This window comes from Paenibacillus sp. FSL R7-0297, from assembly GCF_038009025.1.
GTDB lineage: Bacteria > Bacillota > Bacilli > Paenibacillales > Paenibacillaceae > Paenibacillus_AQ.
This window is the reverse complement of the sequence record NZ_JBBPAQ010000001.1, coordinates 7,165,495-7,183,078: the sequence shown is the minus strand read 5'-3', so window position 1 is coordinate 7,183,078 and position 17,584 is coordinate 7,165,495. Positions and strand designations below refer to the sequence as shown.

The window sequence follows — 17,584 nt, the reverse complement described above, 5'->3', positions numbered from 1 at the left end:
CAGCCGTGTGAACTGTGACCCGATTTGAGGACGGTTTAAAAGAAATACCCTAGAGCTAGCTCGCAAGGAGATGACTTCTGAATTCGTCAGGAGTCATCTTCTTTAATGTCCATTGGTATCGCTCGGAGTTATAGTAGGCAATATATTCCGAAACACGAGCCCTGACTTCTGTGAGATTCTGACAATCTCGAACGCTCATTTCATCTTTCATATGCCCAAAGAACGACTCCATCGATGCATTGTCCCAACAGTTCCCTTTACGGGACATAGACTGTTGAAAACCTGCCTGCTCAATTTGGAGACGAGTTTTAGGATGTGTGTAGTGCATGCCCTGATCGGAGTGGAAAATGGCTTCTGGATGAAGATTTCCATCAAGCCGTTCCAGCAGACGCCGAATGGTTTTTTCAACGAGTGGTAACTCTAGTGTCCCTGCTACACAGTCAGCAAGAATTTGCCGGGTTGCTCCATCTTTTATGCACGAAAGATAAGCCCACTGTCCGTTTCCGTACCGCAGATAGGTGATATCGGTTAGAAAGACTTTCTCCGGCTCTTTCTGGTCAAATTGGCGTTTCAGTAAGTTTGCGCAGGTCTGATGCTCCTGCGTTGCCTTTGCCATCTTACGGTACGGATTAGCTTGCCGTAAGGCTGCGACAAGGTTAAATTTACGCATTAATCGGCGAATCTTCTTGTGATTCATGGTGACACCGCTGAGATGCTCCAAACGCATCTTAATCACCAAAGCGCCAGCTCTTCCTTGTAATGCGTTGAAGTGTTGCTTAATAAGAACAAGGTCGCGCTCGTCGTCGGCTGCACGGAGTTGACGCCTTTGCTCGGCGCCCAGCCATCTGTAATAGCCACTGGTGCTCACAGCGGCGACTCCACATAGATAACGAGTCATACGGCTTAATCCATGGGCTCTCAGGGTGTGATAAATGATTTCGTAGCGCTCCGAAGGTGTTAAGGTTTTCCTTGGTTCCGTTCGAGCGCTTCGAGCTTTTTTAGAAAGTCGACCTCAGCTTCTAGTAATTTAATCTTCGCCTTTGCGCGCTTCAGTTCTTCGTCAGCAGACAAGGCACATGCAGGCTTTCGTCCAGCGCTGCCTTTGCCACGCCGTTCTTCCAGTAGTCCTAGTTCACCATATTTAGCAAAGCTATCTCTCCAGCGTTTCAAACTATGCTTTGGTTTTTTAGAACCGATGAGATTTAGGTCAAAGCCCGCCTTAAGAAATATTTCTGACGGGGGTGTCCCCTCGTTGTAGGCCTTCACTGCCGCCAACTTAAACTCAGCAGTATACGAAATATTCGTCTCGGATACTCGCTGAACATTTGGATTCTTCTCTAATCTTCTAATGATATCTTCCGTAAATAGGGTTCGATTTAAATTTCCCACAGTCTTATCCCGCTCCTTTTCCAATATTCTGATTAAAACACAAAAGACCCACAAGAAGGTCACTTTTTTCAAAGTGTCTTTCTTGTGGGTCACAGTTCAGTGTGGCCTTTGGAGCTGCTTTTTATAGTTTACTATTCTATTGCATTATAGATTTGATTGAACAGGGAACAAGCTAAATCTTAAACTGCTCGACAGCCTTCTGCAGCTTCACGGCCTGCTCATGCAGATGCTCTACGGTCAGCGCGTGGCCTTCCAGCTCCTGTTGCTGGCGGGCAGAGTTGCCGGCCAGCGTATCAGCGCTCTGCTGCGACTTGGCTGTAATCTGTGCCGTTTCTTCCACCGAGGCGCTGACTTCTTCGGTGCCTGCCGAAATCTGCTGGGTAGCGGCAGATACGGACTGGATGCTGTGGTTGATGCTCTGAATAAGAATAAGCAGATGATTGAAGGCATTGCCTGCTTCCACCACTTTGTTCATACCTGAAGCTACTTCAGTATTCACGTGGTTCATCTCGGATACCGAGTGGTTCATATCTTCCTGAAGTCCGAGCAGGAATTCACGGATCTGCTCATTGGATTCCTTGGACTGCTCAGACAGCTTGCGCACTTCACCGGCCACGACAGCGAATCCCCGGCCATGCTCTCCGGCGCGCGCGGCTTCAATAGATGCGTTAAGCGACAGCATCTGAATCTGCTTCGTGATTTCGGTAATGCCCTGCACCACTTCCCCGATCATCAGCGAGCGTTCATTCATGATACGGAATTGCTCGAGCGACTGTACCGAGGCCTGTTCCACCTGGCGCATCTGCTGCACAGCACTCTGGGCAATGTCATTACCGCCCATGGCTTCGGTGGAGGCTTCACTGATCTGCTCCGTGACCTCACCGGCGGCAGAAGCGATATGCTGGATGCCGATGTTGATCTCATCCATAGCCCGGGAATTATCGAGTGCGCTGCTTGCAATAGCGGTGCTGCCTTTACCGATTTCTTCTACAGAAACAGCGGATTGCTCAGCCATATTGTTCAGAATCTGAACACGTTCCTTCAGATCATTGGAATCGGCAACGACGGCGCCCGATGTATCCAGCACATGCCCGATCATCTCCTTGAGCCGCTCGCTCATGATCCGGAAGCTCTCGGAGAGCTGGCCTACTTCATCGTTGCCTTTAATCGTAAGTTCTTCGGTGAAATCACCTCCGGCCAGCTTGTTGCTGTAGGCCGCCAGCAGTTTAATCGGACGGATGATTCTGCGGCTCATCAATGTGGCGCCGGAGAGTCCGACAATAAGTGCCAGCAGGGTGATTCCCGCACTGGTCCATAGAATGCTGCTCATCTTTTCTTGAATAAAGCCGACATCCGAGCTTACGCCAACGAGCATGGGGGTGCCGGGAACGCCAACAAATGCAGTCTTATGTATACCATGACTATCACTATAGATTTCACTAAGTCCGGACTTTCCTTTGGAGGCTTGCTCCATGGCAGGCAATACCTCAATGGATTCTTCACGTTGAAGCTTGGCGTTATGATCTGCGACCAGGACAGTAGCTTTGCCTTCCTTCAGTTCAATGAGGAAAATGGTCTCAACATCGTGCTGCTTCCGCTTTTCCTCGAAATAAAATTCTACATTGGTCCCCGCCTGTTCATTCTTGTTAAGGGCCTGCTGCGCGCTTGTAGCATTCAGATTCTTATATACATCCTGGGCTGAGGCAGTCAGAGACTTGTTGATCTGCGGCATCACATAGCTGTCGATAATATTAATGGATATGAAGTAGAAGCTGATACTTAGCAAAAGAGAAGTGAGTAACAGAACGACAAACAGCAGAAGCGTAAACTTGCGGCTAATTGATTTTTTGAGACGGAACATTTCTTTCTCTCCTTTTCTGTCAATTGCATCTGAATATCCCAAGCCAGACAAAGTGCCAGGCAAGCAGCAATATATTCCATTGGTATAGGTCATATATGAAGCTATCAGTGAACGGGAATGGTGATTGATAACTATTCTATAGAATTAACCTCAGGTTGAATAGTGAAAGTTTGCTCTATATTGCACTATTTTTCAGAAAAAATTGAATATTTAACGAGTCTATCACCAATTTGCCGAAAAAAATGAATTATACGCTGTTTTCGTGAAAATTTAAAATTTCATAGTATGTTAGCTTTTTCTGTGGTAGAGTATTAATGTTTTGTTTCTATAAGAGTGGATAGCCGCGGTTCGTAACCATCCCGCGTAACCAAAACTAGGAGGAGTTAACAGAAATATGTTTAATTTGTTGTGGGGGATTTTGTTTGTTGTTGTTAATTTTGTGTTTTTTCTGCTCTGCTACCGGCTGTTCGGTAAAAAAGGGCTCTATGCCTGGGTCGGCATGGCAACCGTGGTCGCCAATATTCAAGTCGCCAAGACGATTGCGATGCCTTTCGATATCGTAATGACGCTGGGAAATACGATGTATGTCACGTTATATATGACCAGTGACCTGCTGAATGAGAGATACGGGCGGGCTGAAGCGCGGAACGCCGTCTGGTTCGGATTCTTCACCTTGCTGATGACTACCGTCATTATGCAGATGGTGCTTGTCTTTGAGCCGCAGGAGGGAGATATGGCCCAAGAGTCTCTTCAGAGAATCTTCGGTCTGATGCCGAGACTTGCGCTGGGCAGTCTTACCGCATATTTTATCAGCCAGTTTCTGGATGTACGCTTATACGCATGGATCCGCAAATACTACGGCAGCTCACGGCAGCTCTGGATCCGCTCCAACGGCAGCACCATGATCAGCTCTTTTGTCGACACTTTGATCTTCTGCACTATTGCGTTTGCCGGAATGTATGACCTGAAGGTATGGACTGAGATTCTGCTGACCACCTATCTTGCCAAATTCCTACTTACAGGTGCAGGCACACCGGTACTTTACCTTGCCCGCTCCTTTAAATTCGCTGAAGAGGAGCAGGCAGTCAGCTCCCAGGAGACCAAGCGCAGTATTTCATAGCATAGTTTATATAAAAAAGCCCTGACCTCCATTGATGATCTGGAGATTGGGGCTTTTTTTTGATTTCTGAATTACAGGCTCAGCACTGTCAATTCTTTGGGAAAGCTGGTCAGCGTCTGCGGGCCCTCTGCCGTAACGAGCACATCATCCTCAATGCGCACGCCGCCAAGATTCGGCACATAAATCCCCGGTTCTACTGTGAAGACGTTGCCGTTTGCGATAATATCCGTATTGAGTCCATGCAGTGATGGATATTCATGGGTATCCATGCCGAGACCATGTCCGACGCGGTGCATGAAGTATTCGCCGTAGCCGGCGGCTTCAATAACGTCACGGGCAGCCTTGTCAATAGAACCGAAGGTGGCTCCGGCAACAGAAGCGGCGATACCAGCCTCATTGGCAGCAAGCACAGTATTGTAGATATCTATCAGCTTGCTGTCGATTTCGCCTACAGCGAAGGTGCGGGTAATGTCAGAGGCATAGCCTGCGGCGTATACGCCAAGATCGAACATCAGCAGATCACCCGGCTGAATCTTGCGTTCACCCGGTACGCCATGCGGCAGGGCCGTATTCGGGCCGGAGAGCACCATGGTGTCGAAGGAGGGGCCGGAGGCTCCGACTTTTTTCATCAGGTATTCCAGCTCCGCTACCAGCTCATTCTCGCTGACACCGGCTTTGACATGTGACAGGCCCCGGCGGAGAACTTCCTCCACAAGCTCGGCGGCATGCTTCATAATGCGGATTTCTTCAGGCGTCTTCATGGCGCGCATAGCGCGGAGCAGATGGCCGATGTCGCTGAATGCCCCCGCTGGGATGGCGTCTGCCAGCAACTCATAGCGGCTGACGGAGAAGTGCTCCTTCTCTATGCCGAAGCTGCCCGGAGCAGCGCCGCCGAAGCGGGATTTGAGCAGCTCGTACGGGTTGTCCGTATCGCTGTGTGTCAGAATAGTCTTCACCGAGGAGGCGGCATGCGCCGCTTCGGCGTCCAGCGCCGGAACGATCAGCACAGGCTCCTCGCCGCGGATCAGCAGCAGGCCCAGAAAGCGTTCATGCGGGTTGCTGGCGAAGCCGGTCAGATAGTATACATGCTTGGGATCGGTTACGAGGAGAGCATCCAAGCCCTCTTCTGTAAGTCCTTGCTCCAGTTTAAGCAGAGCTTCATTCATTGCAATAGTTCCCCTTTCATATACACGCTTGAAACAGCATTATTCTCATTATAATTCATAATCCGGGAGGCTGCACGTTCCTGGAACGGATGCAACAGGGAGTTTAGTGAAGTTAAGCACCGGGTAATAGTTGCCACTATCATTTCTGGTTTCTATTCCCGCTTCACTTAACAGGAGGTTATGAATATGTCCGGTACATCGGCCCTCTTCCATACATTTCTGCTGCGCGGAGCTTTGGTCCTGCTGATGGGCCTGCTGTCAGCCTGCACCTCTGCTGAACAAGATCCTAGGCAAGGGCAGCTGACAGGTGAGAATCCGCGGTTTGACGCACAGCCTGCCGGCACTGCCCTTCCATCTTCAATGACTACGATGACCGAAACGCCGGTAAGAACACCGGGAGCGTCTGCGAGTGCAGGAACAGGTGCGCCGGTTGGCGCAGCATCACCTGGTGCCTCTGGAAGCACACAGGCACCGGAAGTAACGGCTGCCGCGCCGAAGCCGCCAGCTTCGTCAGCCTTCCCTTATACCGCCCATACGCTGGCAGACGGATTGAATGTGCCTTGGGAGATGGCGTTCGCTCCGGACGGGCGGATCTTTTTCACCGAACGGCCGGGCAGCCTGCGGGTCATAGAGAATGGCAAGCTTCGTGCGGCCCCGCTGCTGGAGCTTGAAGCCCCCTTTATCAGTAAGGGAGAGGGCGGGTTGCTGGGACTTGCGCTTGACCGGGAGTTCGAGAGCAACGGATTGGCTTATGTATATCATTCTTACCGCAATGCGGAGGGGAGCATGGCAAACCGGGTCCTGCGGATTAAGATCGGCAGCAGCAAAGCGGAGATCAGGCAGGTCCTGCTGGATAATATACCAGGGGACACCAATCATAACGGCGGACGGGTTAAGCTGGGCCCGGACGGCTACTTGTACATCACCACAGGTGAACGCTATGAGCCTGAGCTGGCGCAGGATAAGACCAGTCTGGGCGGGAAAATCCTGCGGATTACGACCAGCGGCGGCATCCCTGACGATAACCCGTGGCCGGGATCTCCGGTCTATAGTATGGGCCACCGCAATCCGCAGGGTCTGGCCTGGCAACCGGAGAGCGGAGTCTTATACAGCTCGGAGCATGGCCAGTCGAGCCATGATGAGATCAATCTTATTCAGGCCGGGTCCAATTACGGCTGGCCGCTGATTGAAGGCGATGCGAATGGAGCCGCAAAGCTGAAGCTGAAGGCTCCGTTGGCACACAGCGGGGAGGAGACCTGGGCGCCATCGGGTATGAGCTTTATTACGCAGGGGCCATGGAGCGGCGAACTGTTGGTTGCCGGTCTGGCCGGGCAGCAGCTGCTGCGGGTATCTTTGTCTCCTTCGGGCGGCAAGCCTAAGATTACGGCTGTATTCAAAGAGAAGTATGGCCGAATCCGCAATGTGGCGGAAGGGCCTGACGGCACCCTGTACCTTATGACCAATAACCGGGATGGCAGAGGCAACCCACGCGCACAAGATGATAAGCTGATTGCGCTGCGGCCGGATTGGAAATAAGGGCTGTTAGGTGCATTTTCCGTGTACTTCCTCCGGAACTTTATCACGGCCATACTATTGACGAAGGGATTTCACGGCCACCCGGCGCTGAGCGGACTGAGAAGCCGTTATTTCCGGATATTAGCCCGGTTTCTGTCCGTTGCGGACTCAGATGCCCTTAATGGCTCAGTTTTACCGTATTCGGGTCTACAATAATCCCAATAAGGTCTCCTGAGTCCGCATATACGTCAAAATCACCCTTTTCCGCAAAATAACGTCATCTGAGTCCATCTCACTCTGTAACTATGTAATGTAAGTATGTAACTATGTAACTATGTAGCAAACAAAGGCTGTCCTCCTTGCAGATCATCTGCACAGAGGACAGCCTTTCCTGTTATGGGCCTGCAGCGTGTAAACCCCGCCTACAGGTAGCCCGCAAGCGAACCATCAACACCTGCAGGCTGTCTTCATAACGTGCAACGTGGTAGCAGAAGATATTCTGTACCGTCAGGTCTGAGAGCTTATGCAGACTAGGCAGCGTAAGCGGCATACCCTGGGGAGCCGGTTCAGCGGCGGGTCCGCTACGCGATCGGCGTCCCGTTCGGAACCTGCTGCTCCGGAGCCAGCAGAATCACATCGCCTTCCTCCGGCACACCGCCCAGGACGAGCACTTCCGAGAGGAAGCCGGCAATCCGTCTGGGCGGGAAGTTCACGACAGCGGCAATCTGCCGGCCGATCAGCTCTTCCGGAGTGTAACGTTTGGTGATCTGCGCACTGGAGGCCTTAATGCCGAGTTCCCCGAAATCGATCTGCAGCTTAATCGCCGGTTTGCGTGCCTCAGGAAAAGGCTCTGCGGACAGAATGGTTCCTATGCGCATATCTAGCTTCAAGAAATCTTCAATAGTAGCCATGTCCCCGCCTCCTGTAGTGGATAAGTTGCTTCGAACCGGGAATAGACCTCTTGAGAAGCTATTCCATGCCCAGGGGCTATTTTAACCCTCAGAAATGATGTAACATTATCATAAAACATATACTCTGAAAAGGCTACGCCATGCTCTGGCCTGGCTGGCCCGCAAGAGAGGGGAAGATGTCCATGAAAGGAAAGACCGTGCTTGTCACCGGTGCGAATTCCGGCATGGGACTGGCTACGACAGTGGAAATGGCCCGCAGAGGAGCCCATGTAATCATGGCCTGCCGCAGCCGCCAACGCGGGGAGGAAGCTCTTGCAGAAGCGGTACGCCAGAGCGGCTCTGATCAAATCCGGCTGATGCTGTGCGATCTGGGTTCGTTCGCAAGCATTCGCGCTTTTGCAGAGGAATTCACGGCCGGCTATCCGGTGCTTGATGTTCTGATCAATAATGCTGGCGTAGTCGCCATCAGACGTGAGCTTACTTCAGACGGCTATGAGCAGGATTTGGGCGTGAATCATCTGGGTCATTTTCTGCTCACCATGTTGTTATTGGATAGACTGAAGCATGCTGAACAGGGCAGGATTGTGGTAGTGGCTTCAGGTGCCTACAAGATTGGCAAGCTGCATCTGGAGGATCATACGCTGTCACGCGGCTTCAATCCGGCTAAGGCTTACGCCCGTTCCAAACTGGCCAACATCCTGTTTACCCGGGAGCTTGCTGCACGCCTGAAGGGCACCAGGGTTACTGTGAACTGTGTGCATCCGGGAGCGGTGGGGACGAGCATCGGAGTGAACCGGGAGACAGGCTTTGGGCGCTCGCTGCTGAAGCTGCTGTCCTACTTCTTCCTGACTCCTGAGAAAGGTGCGGACACGGCCATTTATCTGGCGGCTGCGCCGGAGCTGAGCGAAGTAAGCGGGCAATATTATTACCGCCGCGAGATCAAGGAATTATCGCCAAGGGCGAAGAATACAGAAGAAGCCGCACGGCTGTGGAAGTGGAGTCTGGAGCAGACAGGGCTGAACTAGCCTCGTTTTCCGCAATGCAATGAAACTAGTGGACAGGCATCAACTGATTATAAGGATCTCTGTAAATGCTTTTGAACAACCATTTTGGATTCGGGCCGATATGATGAGGGGAATGTTGTTCACATATCACATACAACTTCTAGGAGGAATCATAGCATGGATTGGAAAGGTTACAGTATAGAGGATGCGGCAATTGAGGATTTGGGAGCGATTGTGGAGATTTATAACACGACGGTTGCCGGAAGAATGGTGACAGCGGATCTTACGCCGGTGGCCGTGGAGGATAGAGTAGAGTGGTTCCATGAGCATAAAAGTCATCACCGTCCGCTCTGGGTCCTGCGGCAAGGCGGAGAAATTGCAGCCTGGTTCAGCTTTCAGTCATTCTATGGGCGTCCGGCCTATAATGGAACGGCAGAGATCAGCGTGTATGTAAGTGAAAAATTCCGCGGCAGCGGCGCCGGAAGTATCCTGCTGACCAAGGCGCTTGAGGAATGTCCGCGACTTGGTCTGCAGAACTTGGTAGGCTTTGTGTTTGGCCATAATGAGCCAAGTCTTGCGCTGCTGCGGAAGTTTGGTTTCGGACAATGGGGCCTGCTGCCGGGTGTCGCCGTGCTGGACGGCATTCCGCGTGACCTTGTTATCGTAGGCCGCAAGCTGTAAATTTATATAAGGCTTTCGCAGAAACAGTGTGTGAAACTTATTGCGGAGGAGCAGCTGAAGCAGACCGGCATTCCTCTTCTGTAATCCAGTCTTCCGACCATACCTGCAAATCACGGATGACGGATTCCAAGGCCCGGCCCTTGTCAGTTAACGAATACTGGATTCTTACAGGCGTTTCGGGAAAAACCTCGCGCAGGACGATGCCCTCCTGCTCCAGTTCCTTCAGCCGCTCGGACAAAAGCCTGCCGCTGACCGGCAGCGAAGCTTCAATGGCGCCGAAGCGCTGGGGACCTTGCAGAAGCTGATAGATGATTAAGCCCGTCCAACGTCTGCCGATAATATCCATGCTTTTTTGTAACCTTGGACATAACTCTGTGGATTTCATTAGGCTCACCTCTTACTGTACATTATAAACGAAAAGACCTATAACTAAAACAAATTTGAACTATTTGCACTACTTGAAAGGATGATTCCCTTGGCTAAAAAGAAGAAGATAACCCCGGCTCCGCGGCCTGCGGCGACCGATGCTCAGGCAACACTCAAAGACCTGCTCAGCCGAGAGGTGCTGGACAAGCTGAAGGCGCAGTCCGATGCGCTCAAAGCCGAAGAGCAAGGCAAGAAAGACGCCGCCCTCAAGGAAGCGGAGGACAAACGCAAGGCAGAGCAGAAACGTCTGGAGAATGATTTCGGCCACCTGCTGGAGAACAGCAATCAGGACTGGTCGAAATTTAAATAAAACAAACTTTACCAGTATCAGGGTTGACAATCTGCAGCAGCGCCATATATTATTGGGTTTATCATTTAGAGAAGGGAGGCCGATGGGTCATGATTGGAACAAATGGTTTGAGAACGCCGCACAGTCACATTACAACCGCATATGAACAATCTGATCTCATCGCCTTCGTCCGGAAGACATAATGCGCAGCGTGCTTATTATGTCACAACTGCATACGGGTGTCCCAGCTTGAATTCGAAGCTGCACCCAGCGCTCCGGGAGCCGCATGATCAGAACTGATCTGCGGCTCTTTTTGTGTACCACAAAACTGGGATTTATCTAACCAACCTGAGAGGAAATGAAAACATTTATGAATAGCATGAAGCAGCAAGCGGGGGAGATATCCCGCTACAAACATGAGGTAGCCCTTCCGGGCGGCGACCTCAGGGTATATGCCAGCGAGCAATTATTTGGCTCACTTGATTACAAGGTCCTGGAAATGGCTAATAACAATCTGCAAATCCCGAATATAGAATATATGAGCTACACTCCTGATGTACATGTAGGCGTCGGAACCTGCATCGGGACTACCGCGGTCTGGGATGCCGCGTCAGGCTATGTATCGCCGTCCATTGTGGGCAGCGATATCGGCTGCGGCATGCGTGTACATCTCACCAATCTGCATATGGATGATCTGCGTGAAGTGAAGCTGCGCCGGAAGCTGGTCCGGGCAATTGAGAAATATCTGCCGATGGAGGCCCAGCAGCGCGGCCACTACAGCGATATCCGGCTGGAGAATATCGTGCGCAAGGGCCTGCACGGCCTGCCCAGCAAATATGTTCCGGACAGCTACACTCCGAAGAAATCAAGCGCGCTGTCCCATGTGGAGATCAGCAAGCTTGCCTTCGATGACGAGATTCTGAATGAGCTGCCGGATATGGCCTGGCACCGGGGTCACCGCCAGCTCGGCACCCTTGGCGGCGGCAACCATTTCGTCGAGATTCAAGCGATTGAGATTGCTGAAGAGCAGCGGCAAGTGGCTGAAGCGTGGGGCCTGAAGGACGGGCAGATTGCCGTGATGATCCATTCCGGCTCCCGGGCCTGGGGAGGTATGGTCAATCAGTTCTGTACCCCGGCCTTCGCCAAGGTCATGGGCCAGCTTGGACTGGGCAGCGCCGACCCGCGCCTGATCTATGCGCCTCTGGCACATCCGCAGGCCCAGCGCTATGTTAATCTGATGTACTCGGCGCTGAACTATGCGGTAGTGAACCGCCATCTGATCGCTTATGGTGTACGTGAGGGCTTCCGTGACGTCTTCGGCACGAAATGCGAGCTGCGGACCCTCTATGATCTGATGCACAATTATGCCTGGAAAGAGGAGACCTCCTCCGGCACCAAGTTCGTACACCGCAAAGGGGCGACGCGCGCCCTGCCGGCCGGACATCCGGATAATCCGTCAGCCTATGCGGCGACCGGGCATCCGGCGCTGATTCCCGGCTCGATGGGCACCGCTTCCTACATCATGGTCGGCCAGCCCGGAGGAGAAGAGAATTATTATTCGATCTGCCATGGAGCCGGACGCATCCGCTCCCGCTCGGCAACGAAGCGGCTGGTGTCTGTCCATGAATTCTCCCAGTCGATGAAGGTGGGGACGGCAGACGAGATTGTAGTGAATCAGCATTCCCTGGAATCTATCATTGACGAATCTCCCCAGGCCTATAAGAATGTAGATGAGATTATAGAAAGCGTTACGGGCGCCGGCCTGGCTGCTGTTGTGGCCAAATGCAAGCCGCTCGCAGCGATAAAGGGGACGAAATAGGATGGAGCAGGAGATTAAGAAGCCTACTGTAATCTACGAGTACGATGAAGACAGAGCCGGAATCATCAAAGGTTATGATGTGTACGCACGCCTGGTTGACGGCATACTTGAAGCGCTCTACAGCCGCTACGGCGTCCGTTATGAGCTGTATGCGAGCGATGACCCCAACAGTGAATACTGGAAGCTGCTGGAGAATGATGTGCAGAGTGGAAATGCCGGGGTGGAGCATGTGGCGCGGATTTTTGACCGCCTGGAGGACCGGACGTTTGTGTATGACGATGATAAAGAGCAGCCGGAATACAATATCCATCTCTCGATCCGCAATAATGTGCTGGCGTATCCTGCCATGGGCATTGCTCTGGCGCGGGTGCCGGTGTTCCAGGAGAACGGCATCAACTTTCAGGACTATGTGTTCGCGGCATCTGACGCGCAGCTGCAGTTCTTCCTGGCCAATGTGCGTACCCGGCAGCGGGAGCAGAACATCAATAAGGTGACGGTGTTCACTGACCGGCGCAATGGAATCTTCCGTGACGATGAACCCATCACCCGCTCTGTCGGGCGTGAGGAGGTCGTGCTGGACGCGGGGATCAAGAAAGAAATCTACCGTTCGCTCGACCAGTTTTTTGATTCGGACCGCAGCTTCTACGTCACTTACGATATCCCGTACAAGCGGGGCATTCTGCTCTACGGCCATCCGGGCAACGGCAAGACTACGCTCGTCAAATCGATCGCCGGAAGTGTACCGGGACCTGTGATCTACTGGCAGATTACCGAATATACGAGCAGCGAGTCAGTGAATGAGGTGTTCGAGGCTGCGGCCCGGCTGGCGCCGATGGTACTGGTGATTGAGGACATCGATTCCATGCCGCAGGAGGTCCGCTCCTTTTTCCTCAACACGCTGGACGGGGCTACTTCGAAGGAAGGCATCTTCCTGATCGGCACCACCAATTATCCGGAGAAAATCGACCCGGGTCTCATGAACCGCGCCGGGCGCTTCGACCGGGCTTATGAGATCAAGATGCCAAATGAGGCGCTGCGCCTCGAATATCTGCAGCTACGCGGGTTCTCCGCCTTCGCAGGTGAAGAGGGTACGGCCACCGCTGCGCGCCTGACAGGAGATTTCTCCCTGACTCAGCTTGGCGAGCTATATGTCAGTGCGGCGCTGGAATGGCATGAGAATGGCATGGCAGATGTCGAGTCTCTGGTGCGCGGCATGCGCGGCGAACTGGACAAGGGGCGCAAACGGGAATGGATGAAGGATGCTTCGTCCAGTATCGGATTTTATTAAGTATGTGAGAAGCGACTGTAAAGGGAAGATTTGGGGAGCCGGGAGGCTCCCTTTTTGCGGTGCGCCTCACAGTCGCATCATCTAGGTGGTTCAAATCCACCCGGTAACTTTACCCTTTAAAGTGCCGTAGCCGAAGCAGATATCCGGCAATCGAAGGTTGCACGGATAGGCAGGGTGTCTTCCGTGAGGAAGAATCCGAAGGGCCTGCAGGCAAAGTCCAGCCCGGAATGCAGTGAACCAGAGGTGGCGGCGATGTCGGGCGACCCGCCCGCAAAACGGGGAAGCCTATACGAGAACGTATATCTTACAGGAAAACAACCAAAGGGAAATGACCTGTAGGACTCATCGACGTGATTAGGGTCAGGATGGATGGAATAGAAGGTGCAGATAACTGAGGGAAGTCTCGTAGTCTCCTTGACGTAAACGCGGACAAGGTAGGGGAGGTATAACCTTAAAGGGAAAGCCGAATCGATGGGCTGCGAGATGGCGGATCGTTTCGTAGTAGTGAGTAAATCCGGGCCGATGAAAGCTGGTAACAGACTGGAGGAGAAAACCCGGATGAGTATGCGCCTGGAAAATTTTTTTTTTTGAAGGCGAGCAGCCAGGAAGAAAAAAAAAAAAAGAAGTGGTGTCGCATACCCTGCTCTCACTCCAAAAGAGGAGAGACAGAGGCGAAGGGAACGTGCTTCGTCAAAGCCTGTGAGTGTTCGTGAGTGGAGATCGTAAACGTCTTAAACCAGCGAGGGTTTGACCGAGAGGGTACGTCCCGCCGAGAGCGAAAGAGCGTTTGGGGATGAGGCAAACTGGCGACCTGAGTACATCCAAGGCAGCAGGAGCGATTGAATTTTTTTTTTTTCTAACACGCAGTTGCCGGGATGGAACAAGTAAGGAATCGATCTTTGTAGCGGAAACAAGACCAGCTTGGTGAGTAGCGGTAAAGGTGGTGAAACACCAATGAAACCGAAAAGACGTTATTATTCCTTAATCGATAAGGTTTATCAAATGAACAATCTGTACGAAGCCTGGCTGTCGGTGAAGAAGAATCAAGGAAGTGGCGGTGTAGATGGCGTCAGCATTGAAATGTACGAGAAGAATGTGGGCACGAACCTAAGGGAACTCCAGAGGTTATTGCAGCAGGGGCGCTACGTTCCAAGTCCCGTGAGGCGACACTACATCGAGAAGGAGAATGGGAAGTTAAGGCCGTTAGGCATTCCCACGATCCGGGACCGGGTATGTCAGCAAGCCGTCCGTCAAATCATTGAGCCTATTTTCCAAGAGGATTTTTACTATTATAGCTTTGGCTTTCGGGCAGGATACTCGGCGCATCAGGCCATACGGACCATCCGGCGGGCTAAACGTAACGGATATGAACATGTAGTAGACCTAGACATTGTATCTTTCTTCGATGAAATCCCGCACGAAGGACTCATGGAAAAGGTGCAGGAGAGAATCACAGACGGAAAAGTGCTGACGCTCATTCGCGGATGGCTAACCGCTGGAATCATGGAAGATGATCAGTTCCATGAAACGGAAATCGGTTCTCCCCAGGGCGGGGTCATCTCGCCGCTCTTGGCAAACATCTATCTGAATACGTTTGACTGGGGCATGAAAAAGCAGGGATTTGCAGTGGTTAGGTACGCGGACGATGCCGTGATCCTGTGCAAGAGCAAGGAGCAGGCGAAAGAGGCGTATCTGGTAGCAAAGAAGATCCTGGAAGAAGACCTGCGATTACGGATGCACCCGGAGAAAACCAAAGTGGTGAATTTTAAAGAAGGATTTCGTTTTCTGGGATTTGACTTCAGGAGGAACTATGTGGGCTTGCCGGAAGCGAAAATGAAGAAATATAAGGACAAAATCCGAAACGCAACCCGAAGGCAACAAGGAACCAACCTGGAGGGAATGCTCAAGAAACTAAACGAAATCATCCGAGGATTTGGAAACTATTTTGGGATAGGAGATGTAAAGAAAAAGTTTGAACGTCTGGATAAATGGATGCGAATGAGGGTGCGAGGCTTTATGCGCCACAAGAAATCTACGGTGTCAAACCGGTTGATTCCAAACAAGGTATTGGAATCAGCGGGAATGGTATTTCTAACAAGCTTACTCACCACGCGTTCCTAATTCAGGAGTGAAATAGGCAATCCGGCGACGGATGAAGGAAACTCACTCCTGAAGATGGGGAACTGACGAAGGAAAGCCGTGTGCGGGAAATCCGCATGCACGGTTTGACGGGGAGTCCGAGGGAGTAATCCCTCGTCTTACCCTACTAGGGATGAAGATAAATCTGCTATAGTAAGATGGATGATTCCGGAAATATATGGCTGGAAGCTGTAACTTTTGGCGTTCTCATACGTGGATGGATTAAGGGGGGAGGAGATGGAGCCGAATTCGCTGGATGAGGTATACGAAAATTATGTTACGGACATCTACCGCTATCTGCGCTCCCTCTGCCAGGACCACCATGCGGCCGAAGATTTGATGCAGGAGACCTTTTACCGCGCTTATCTGTATTTGGAGGATTGCCGGGAAGATAAGATTAAGCCGTGGCTGTTCCGCGTGGCTTACAATGCTTTTGTAGATTATAAGCGCAAGGAGAAGCGGAGTGTGTCCAAGGAAGCCGGTTATTTCAGCGGTTTGGCTCATCCTGACACAACAGAGGGGACTTTGCTGCGTCAGGAACGCTGGGCGGAAGCGGCCTTGGCGCTCAATCTGCTGCCGGAAGGACAGCGCCATGCGCTGCTGCTGCATGATTATCACGGGCTGAGTTACAAAGAAGCCGCAGTCGTTATGGATGTGGGCCTGTCCCAATACAAGATACTGGTATTCCGCGCCAGGCAGAAGCTTCGTGAGGCGGAGCGGAGGAGGAATGAGCATGAGTGAGGAATTCAAGGAGAAGCTGCGCCAATACAGCGAAGGCACACTTCCGGAGGAAGAGCGTGAGGAGCTGGAGAGTGAGCTGGCGAAGCTTGAAGCATATCAGCTGTATCTGGAGGAGCAGATGGAGCGGGAGGAGCAGACCAGCGAACGGTGGATCAAGACTGACCCAGAAGGAAGCGCACCTACAGGGCTTAAGAAGACCAAGAGGAAGGCCAAGCGAAGAGAGAAGTCTATTATCCGGCGCGGCAAATGGAAAGCACGGATCACCAATACGTTTACTGTATTTTCTGCGTTTCTGATCTTTACGGTCATCAGCAGCATCATTACTGCGGTCTTCTACAGCACTGGAGACCGTGGTGACACTTACAAGGATGTGGTGACATCGGCGATTGCCGTTACCCGTCCCAATACAACGGTGAGGCTTTCATCGAACGCGCATTATTTTTTCCGACTGGAGTTAACCGGGAATCTGCTGAGGCAGGTGGGCAGCGAGAGCATTCAGGTGGGCAACTATACCCAGAATCTCTTTCTGGGAAGGGCGAATCTTGGGGAGTTTAACTGGATGGATGAGCAGAATGCGGCTACTTATGTATTCTATTATCCGTCTGCGAAGGGCACTGCCGGGAGAGGGGACAACAGCGATCAGTGGAAGAAGCTGGAGAAGCTTCCTGAAGGTACGGTGGCCGAGGCGTATCTGTCGCTGGACCATTTGTATACCACAGATGAGCTGCTCAAGCAATTGGAACCGCTGAACCTTCTGCCTGTCTGGTTCGGTGCAGATACTGGACCTTCAACAAGAGACGATGTGGTCAGATATCCGCTGGGCTTTCCCTACCAGCCCATCTGGCATGAGGATGATATGAAGAAATCGGAAGTCACTACTACCAAGACAGGCTGGTTCAGCTCGGTATCCTCCTATAGCAGCGTATCGCCTTCCGTTGAAGCGTACGGGAGCGGCGCGCTGCGGGATGCCAATTTCATCAAGACCCTCAAGCTGTTGCAGCAGCATCAGACACTTGCGGGCAGAGCGGTGTATATTGACCAGCTTGACACCTCTCTGGCCTATCTGGAGCAGAACGGGGTTAAGCTCTATGGAGCCGTTGTCACCGGGCCGGTCAAGGAACTGCTGAAGCTGCGCGAGGCCTCCTGGGTCAGCTATATGCGGGTGGGTGAAGTCCGGCTGTGGAACTGGCGGGAATAAGGCTTAGGCCGGGCGCGGCTTGCTTCTAAGTTCGCCA

At 52.2% G+C, this 17,584-nt stretch carries 15 protein-coding genes; 10 read left to right on the top strand and 5 right to left on the bottom strand.

The genetic code is table 11. The features are described 5' to 3' along the window. Positions 1–55: 55 nt before the first annotated feature. Together MKZ24_RS31070 and MKZ24_RS31065 are read right to left on the bottom strand one after the other, a co-directional pair. Positions 56–1,389, bottom strand: a protein-coding gene (locus tag MKZ24_RS31070) for an IS3 family transposase (protein WP_156123488.1) whose coding sequence is annotated in 2 segments (ribosomal slippage) — positions 56–1,008 and positions 1,008–1,389 — 1,335 coding nt in all. Because the reading frame shifts where the segments join, the coding sequence is not laid out codon by codon here. Between the two features lie 172 nt (positions 1,390–1,561). Beyond that, positions 1,562–3,250 carry a methyl-accepting chemotaxis protein gene (locus MKZ24_RS31065; RefSeq protein ID WP_042233313.1) on the bottom strand — a complete coding sequence of 563 codons (1,689 nt, stop codon included), beginning with the start codon at positions 3,248–3,250 and terminating at the stop codon, positions 1,562–1,564. A 394-nt stretch (positions 3,251–3,644) separates the two neighbouring features. Between MKZ24_RS31065 and MKZ24_RS31060 the strand changes: the two genes are divergently transcribed. Further along, positions 3,645–4,370 (top strand): queuosine precursor transporter, encoded by a 726-nt coding sequence (locus tag MKZ24_RS31060; RefSeq protein WP_042233315.1) that lies wholly within the window; start codon positions 3,645–3,647, stop codon positions 4,368–4,370. Between the two features lie 71 nt (positions 4,371–4,441). On the opposite strand, the gene MKZ24_RS31055 is transcribed toward MKZ24_RS31060, so the two are convergent. Then, entirely contained in the window at positions 4,442–5,536 is a 1,095-nt protein-coding gene (locus MKZ24_RS31055; RefSeq protein ID WP_042233318.1) for a M24 family metallopeptidase, read from the bottom strand. 186 nt (positions 5,537–5,722) lie between these two features. Between MKZ24_RS31055 and MKZ24_RS31050 the strand changes: the two genes are divergently transcribed. Further along, complete coding sequence (locus MKZ24_RS31050) at positions 5,723–7,072, top strand: PQQ-dependent sugar dehydrogenase (RefSeq protein WP_340789658.1); 1,350 nt, start codon at positions 5,723–5,725, stop codon at positions 7,070–7,072. A 560-nt stretch (positions 7,073–7,632) separates the two neighbouring features. Here MKZ24_RS31050 and csaA read toward each other — a convergent pair. Further along, positions 7,633–7,962 carry a chaperone CsaA gene (csaA, locus tag MKZ24_RS31045; RefSeq protein ID WP_039299841.1) on the bottom strand — a complete coding sequence of 110 codons (330 nt, stop codon included), beginning with the start codon at positions 7,960–7,962 and terminating at the stop codon, positions 7,633–7,635. Between the two features lie 182 nt (positions 7,963–8,144). On the opposite strand from csaA, the gene MKZ24_RS31040 reads away from it, so the two are divergent. Both MKZ24_RS31040 and MKZ24_RS31035 read left to right on the top strand, forming a co-directional pair. Next, positions 8,145–8,987: an SDR family oxidoreductase gene (locus MKZ24_RS31040; protein ID WP_340789654.1), complete on the top strand. Its 843-nt coding sequence runs from the start codon at positions 8,145–8,147 to the stop codon at positions 8,985–8,987. A 156-nt stretch (positions 8,988–9,143) separates the two neighbouring features. Then, positions 9,144–9,647 carry a GNAT family N-acetyltransferase gene (locus MKZ24_RS31035; RefSeq protein WP_042233322.1) on the top strand — a complete coding sequence of 168 codons (504 nt, stop codon included), beginning with the start codon at positions 9,144–9,146 and terminating at the stop codon, positions 9,645–9,647. Between the two features lie 37 nt (positions 9,648–9,684). Here the strand turns inward: MKZ24_RS31035 and MKZ24_RS31030 are convergent, their stop codons facing one another. Further along, positions 9,685–10,032, bottom strand: coding sequence for a winged helix-turn-helix transcriptional regulator (locus MKZ24_RS31030; RefSeq protein ID WP_039299846.1), 348 nt, complete (start codon positions 10,030–10,032; stop codon positions 9,685–9,687). Between the two features lie 90 nt (positions 10,033–10,122). On the opposite strand from MKZ24_RS31030, the gene MKZ24_RS31025 reads away from it, so the two are divergent. The 6 genes from MKZ24_RS31025 to MKZ24_RS31000 all read left to right on the top strand — a co-directional run bounded on the left by MKZ24_RS31025 (position 10,123) and on the right by MKZ24_RS31000 (position 17,547). Beyond that, the gene (locus MKZ24_RS31025) at positions 10,123–10,383 is read left to right on the top strand and encodes a YqkE family protein (protein WP_042233324.1); all 261 of its coding nucleotides are present in this window, start codon (positions 10,123–10,125) and stop codon (positions 10,381–10,383) included. A gap of 349 nt (positions 10,384–10,732) precedes the next feature. After that, on the top strand, positions 10,733–12,181 hold the full coding sequence (locus tag MKZ24_RS31020) for an RtcB family protein (RefSeq protein ID WP_340789650.1): 1,449 nt from the start codon (positions 10,733–10,735) through the stop codon (positions 12,179–12,181). Position 12,182: 1 nt separating this feature from the next. Continuing rightward, on the top strand, positions 12,183–13,469 hold the full coding sequence (locus MKZ24_RS31015) for an ATP-binding protein (RefSeq protein WP_340789649.1): 1,287 nt from the start codon (positions 12,183–12,185) through the stop codon (positions 13,467–13,469). Between the two features lie 954 nt (positions 13,470–14,423). After that, positions 14,424–15,590: a group II intron reverse transcriptase/maturase gene (gene ltrA, locus MKZ24_RS31010; RefSeq protein WP_340782110.1), complete on the top strand. Its 1,167-nt coding sequence runs from the start codon at positions 14,424–14,426 to the stop codon at positions 15,588–15,590. A gap of 255 nt (positions 15,591–15,845) precedes the next feature. Continuing rightward, positions 15,846–16,349, top strand: coding sequence for a sigma-70 family RNA polymerase sigma factor (locus tag MKZ24_RS31005; RefSeq protein ID WP_042233330.1), 504 nt, complete (start codon positions 15,846–15,848; stop codon positions 16,347–16,349). Next, positions 16,342–17,547 (top strand): anti-sigma factor, encoded by a 1,206-nt coding sequence (locus tag MKZ24_RS31000; protein ID WP_042233332.1) that lies wholly within the window; start codon positions 16,342–16,344, stop codon positions 17,545–17,547. The genes MKZ24_RS31005 and MKZ24_RS31000 overlap by 8 nt, the downstream gene beginning before the upstream one ends. The last annotated feature ends 37 nt before the right edge of the window (positions 17,548–17,584 follow it).

Excerpts from the sequence above, each read along its gene's own strand:
- MKZ24_RS31065 (WP_042233313.1), bottom strand. The coding sequence starts at position 3,250 with ATGTTCCGTCTCAAAAAATCAATTAGCCGCAAGTTTACGCTTCTGCTG.
- MKZ24_RS31060 (WP_042233315.1), top strand. The coding sequence starts at position 3,645 with ATGTTTAATTTGTTGTGGGGGATTTTGTTTGTTGTTGTTAATTTTGTG.
- MKZ24_RS31055 (WP_042233318.1), bottom strand. The coding sequence starts at position 5,536 with ATGAATGAAGCTCTGCTTAAACTGGAGCAAGGACTTACAGAAGAGGGC.
- MKZ24_RS31050 (WP_340789658.1), top strand. The coding sequence starts at position 5,723 with ATGTCCGGTACATCGGCCCTCTTCCATACATTTCTGCTGCGCGGAGCT.
- csaA (WP_039299841.1), bottom strand. The coding sequence starts at position 7,962 with ATGGCTACTATTGAAGATTTCTTGAAGCTAGATATGCGCATAGGAACC.
- MKZ24_RS31040 (WP_340789654.1), top strand. The coding sequence starts at position 8,145 with ATGAAAGGAAAGACCGTGCTTGTCACCGGTGCGAATTCCGGCATGGGA.
- MKZ24_RS31035 (WP_042233322.1), top strand. The coding sequence starts at position 9,144 with ATGGATTGGAAAGGTTACAGTATAGAGGATGCGGCAATTGAGGATTTG.
- MKZ24_RS31030 (WP_039299846.1), bottom strand. The coding sequence starts at position 10,032 with ATGAAATCCACAGAGTTATGTCCAAGGTTACAAAAAAGCATGGATATT.
- MKZ24_RS31020 (WP_340789650.1), top strand. The coding sequence starts at position 10,733 with ATGAATAGCATGAAGCAGCAAGCGGGGGAGATATCCCGCTACAAACAT.
- MKZ24_RS31015 (WP_340789649.1), top strand. The coding sequence starts at position 12,183 with ATGGAGCAGGAGATTAAGAAGCCTACTGTAATCTACGAGTACGATGAA.
- ltrA (WP_340782110.1), top strand. The coding sequence starts at position 14,424 with ATGAAACCGAAAAGACGTTATTATTCCTTAATCGATAAGGTTTATCAA.
- MKZ24_RS31005 (WP_042233330.1), top strand. The coding sequence starts at position 15,846 with ATGGAGCCGAATTCGCTGGATGAGGTATACGAAAATTATGTTACGGAC.
- MKZ24_RS31000 (WP_042233332.1), top strand. The coding sequence starts at position 16,342 with ATGAGTGAGGAATTCAAGGAGAAGCTGCGCCAATACAGCGAAGGCACA.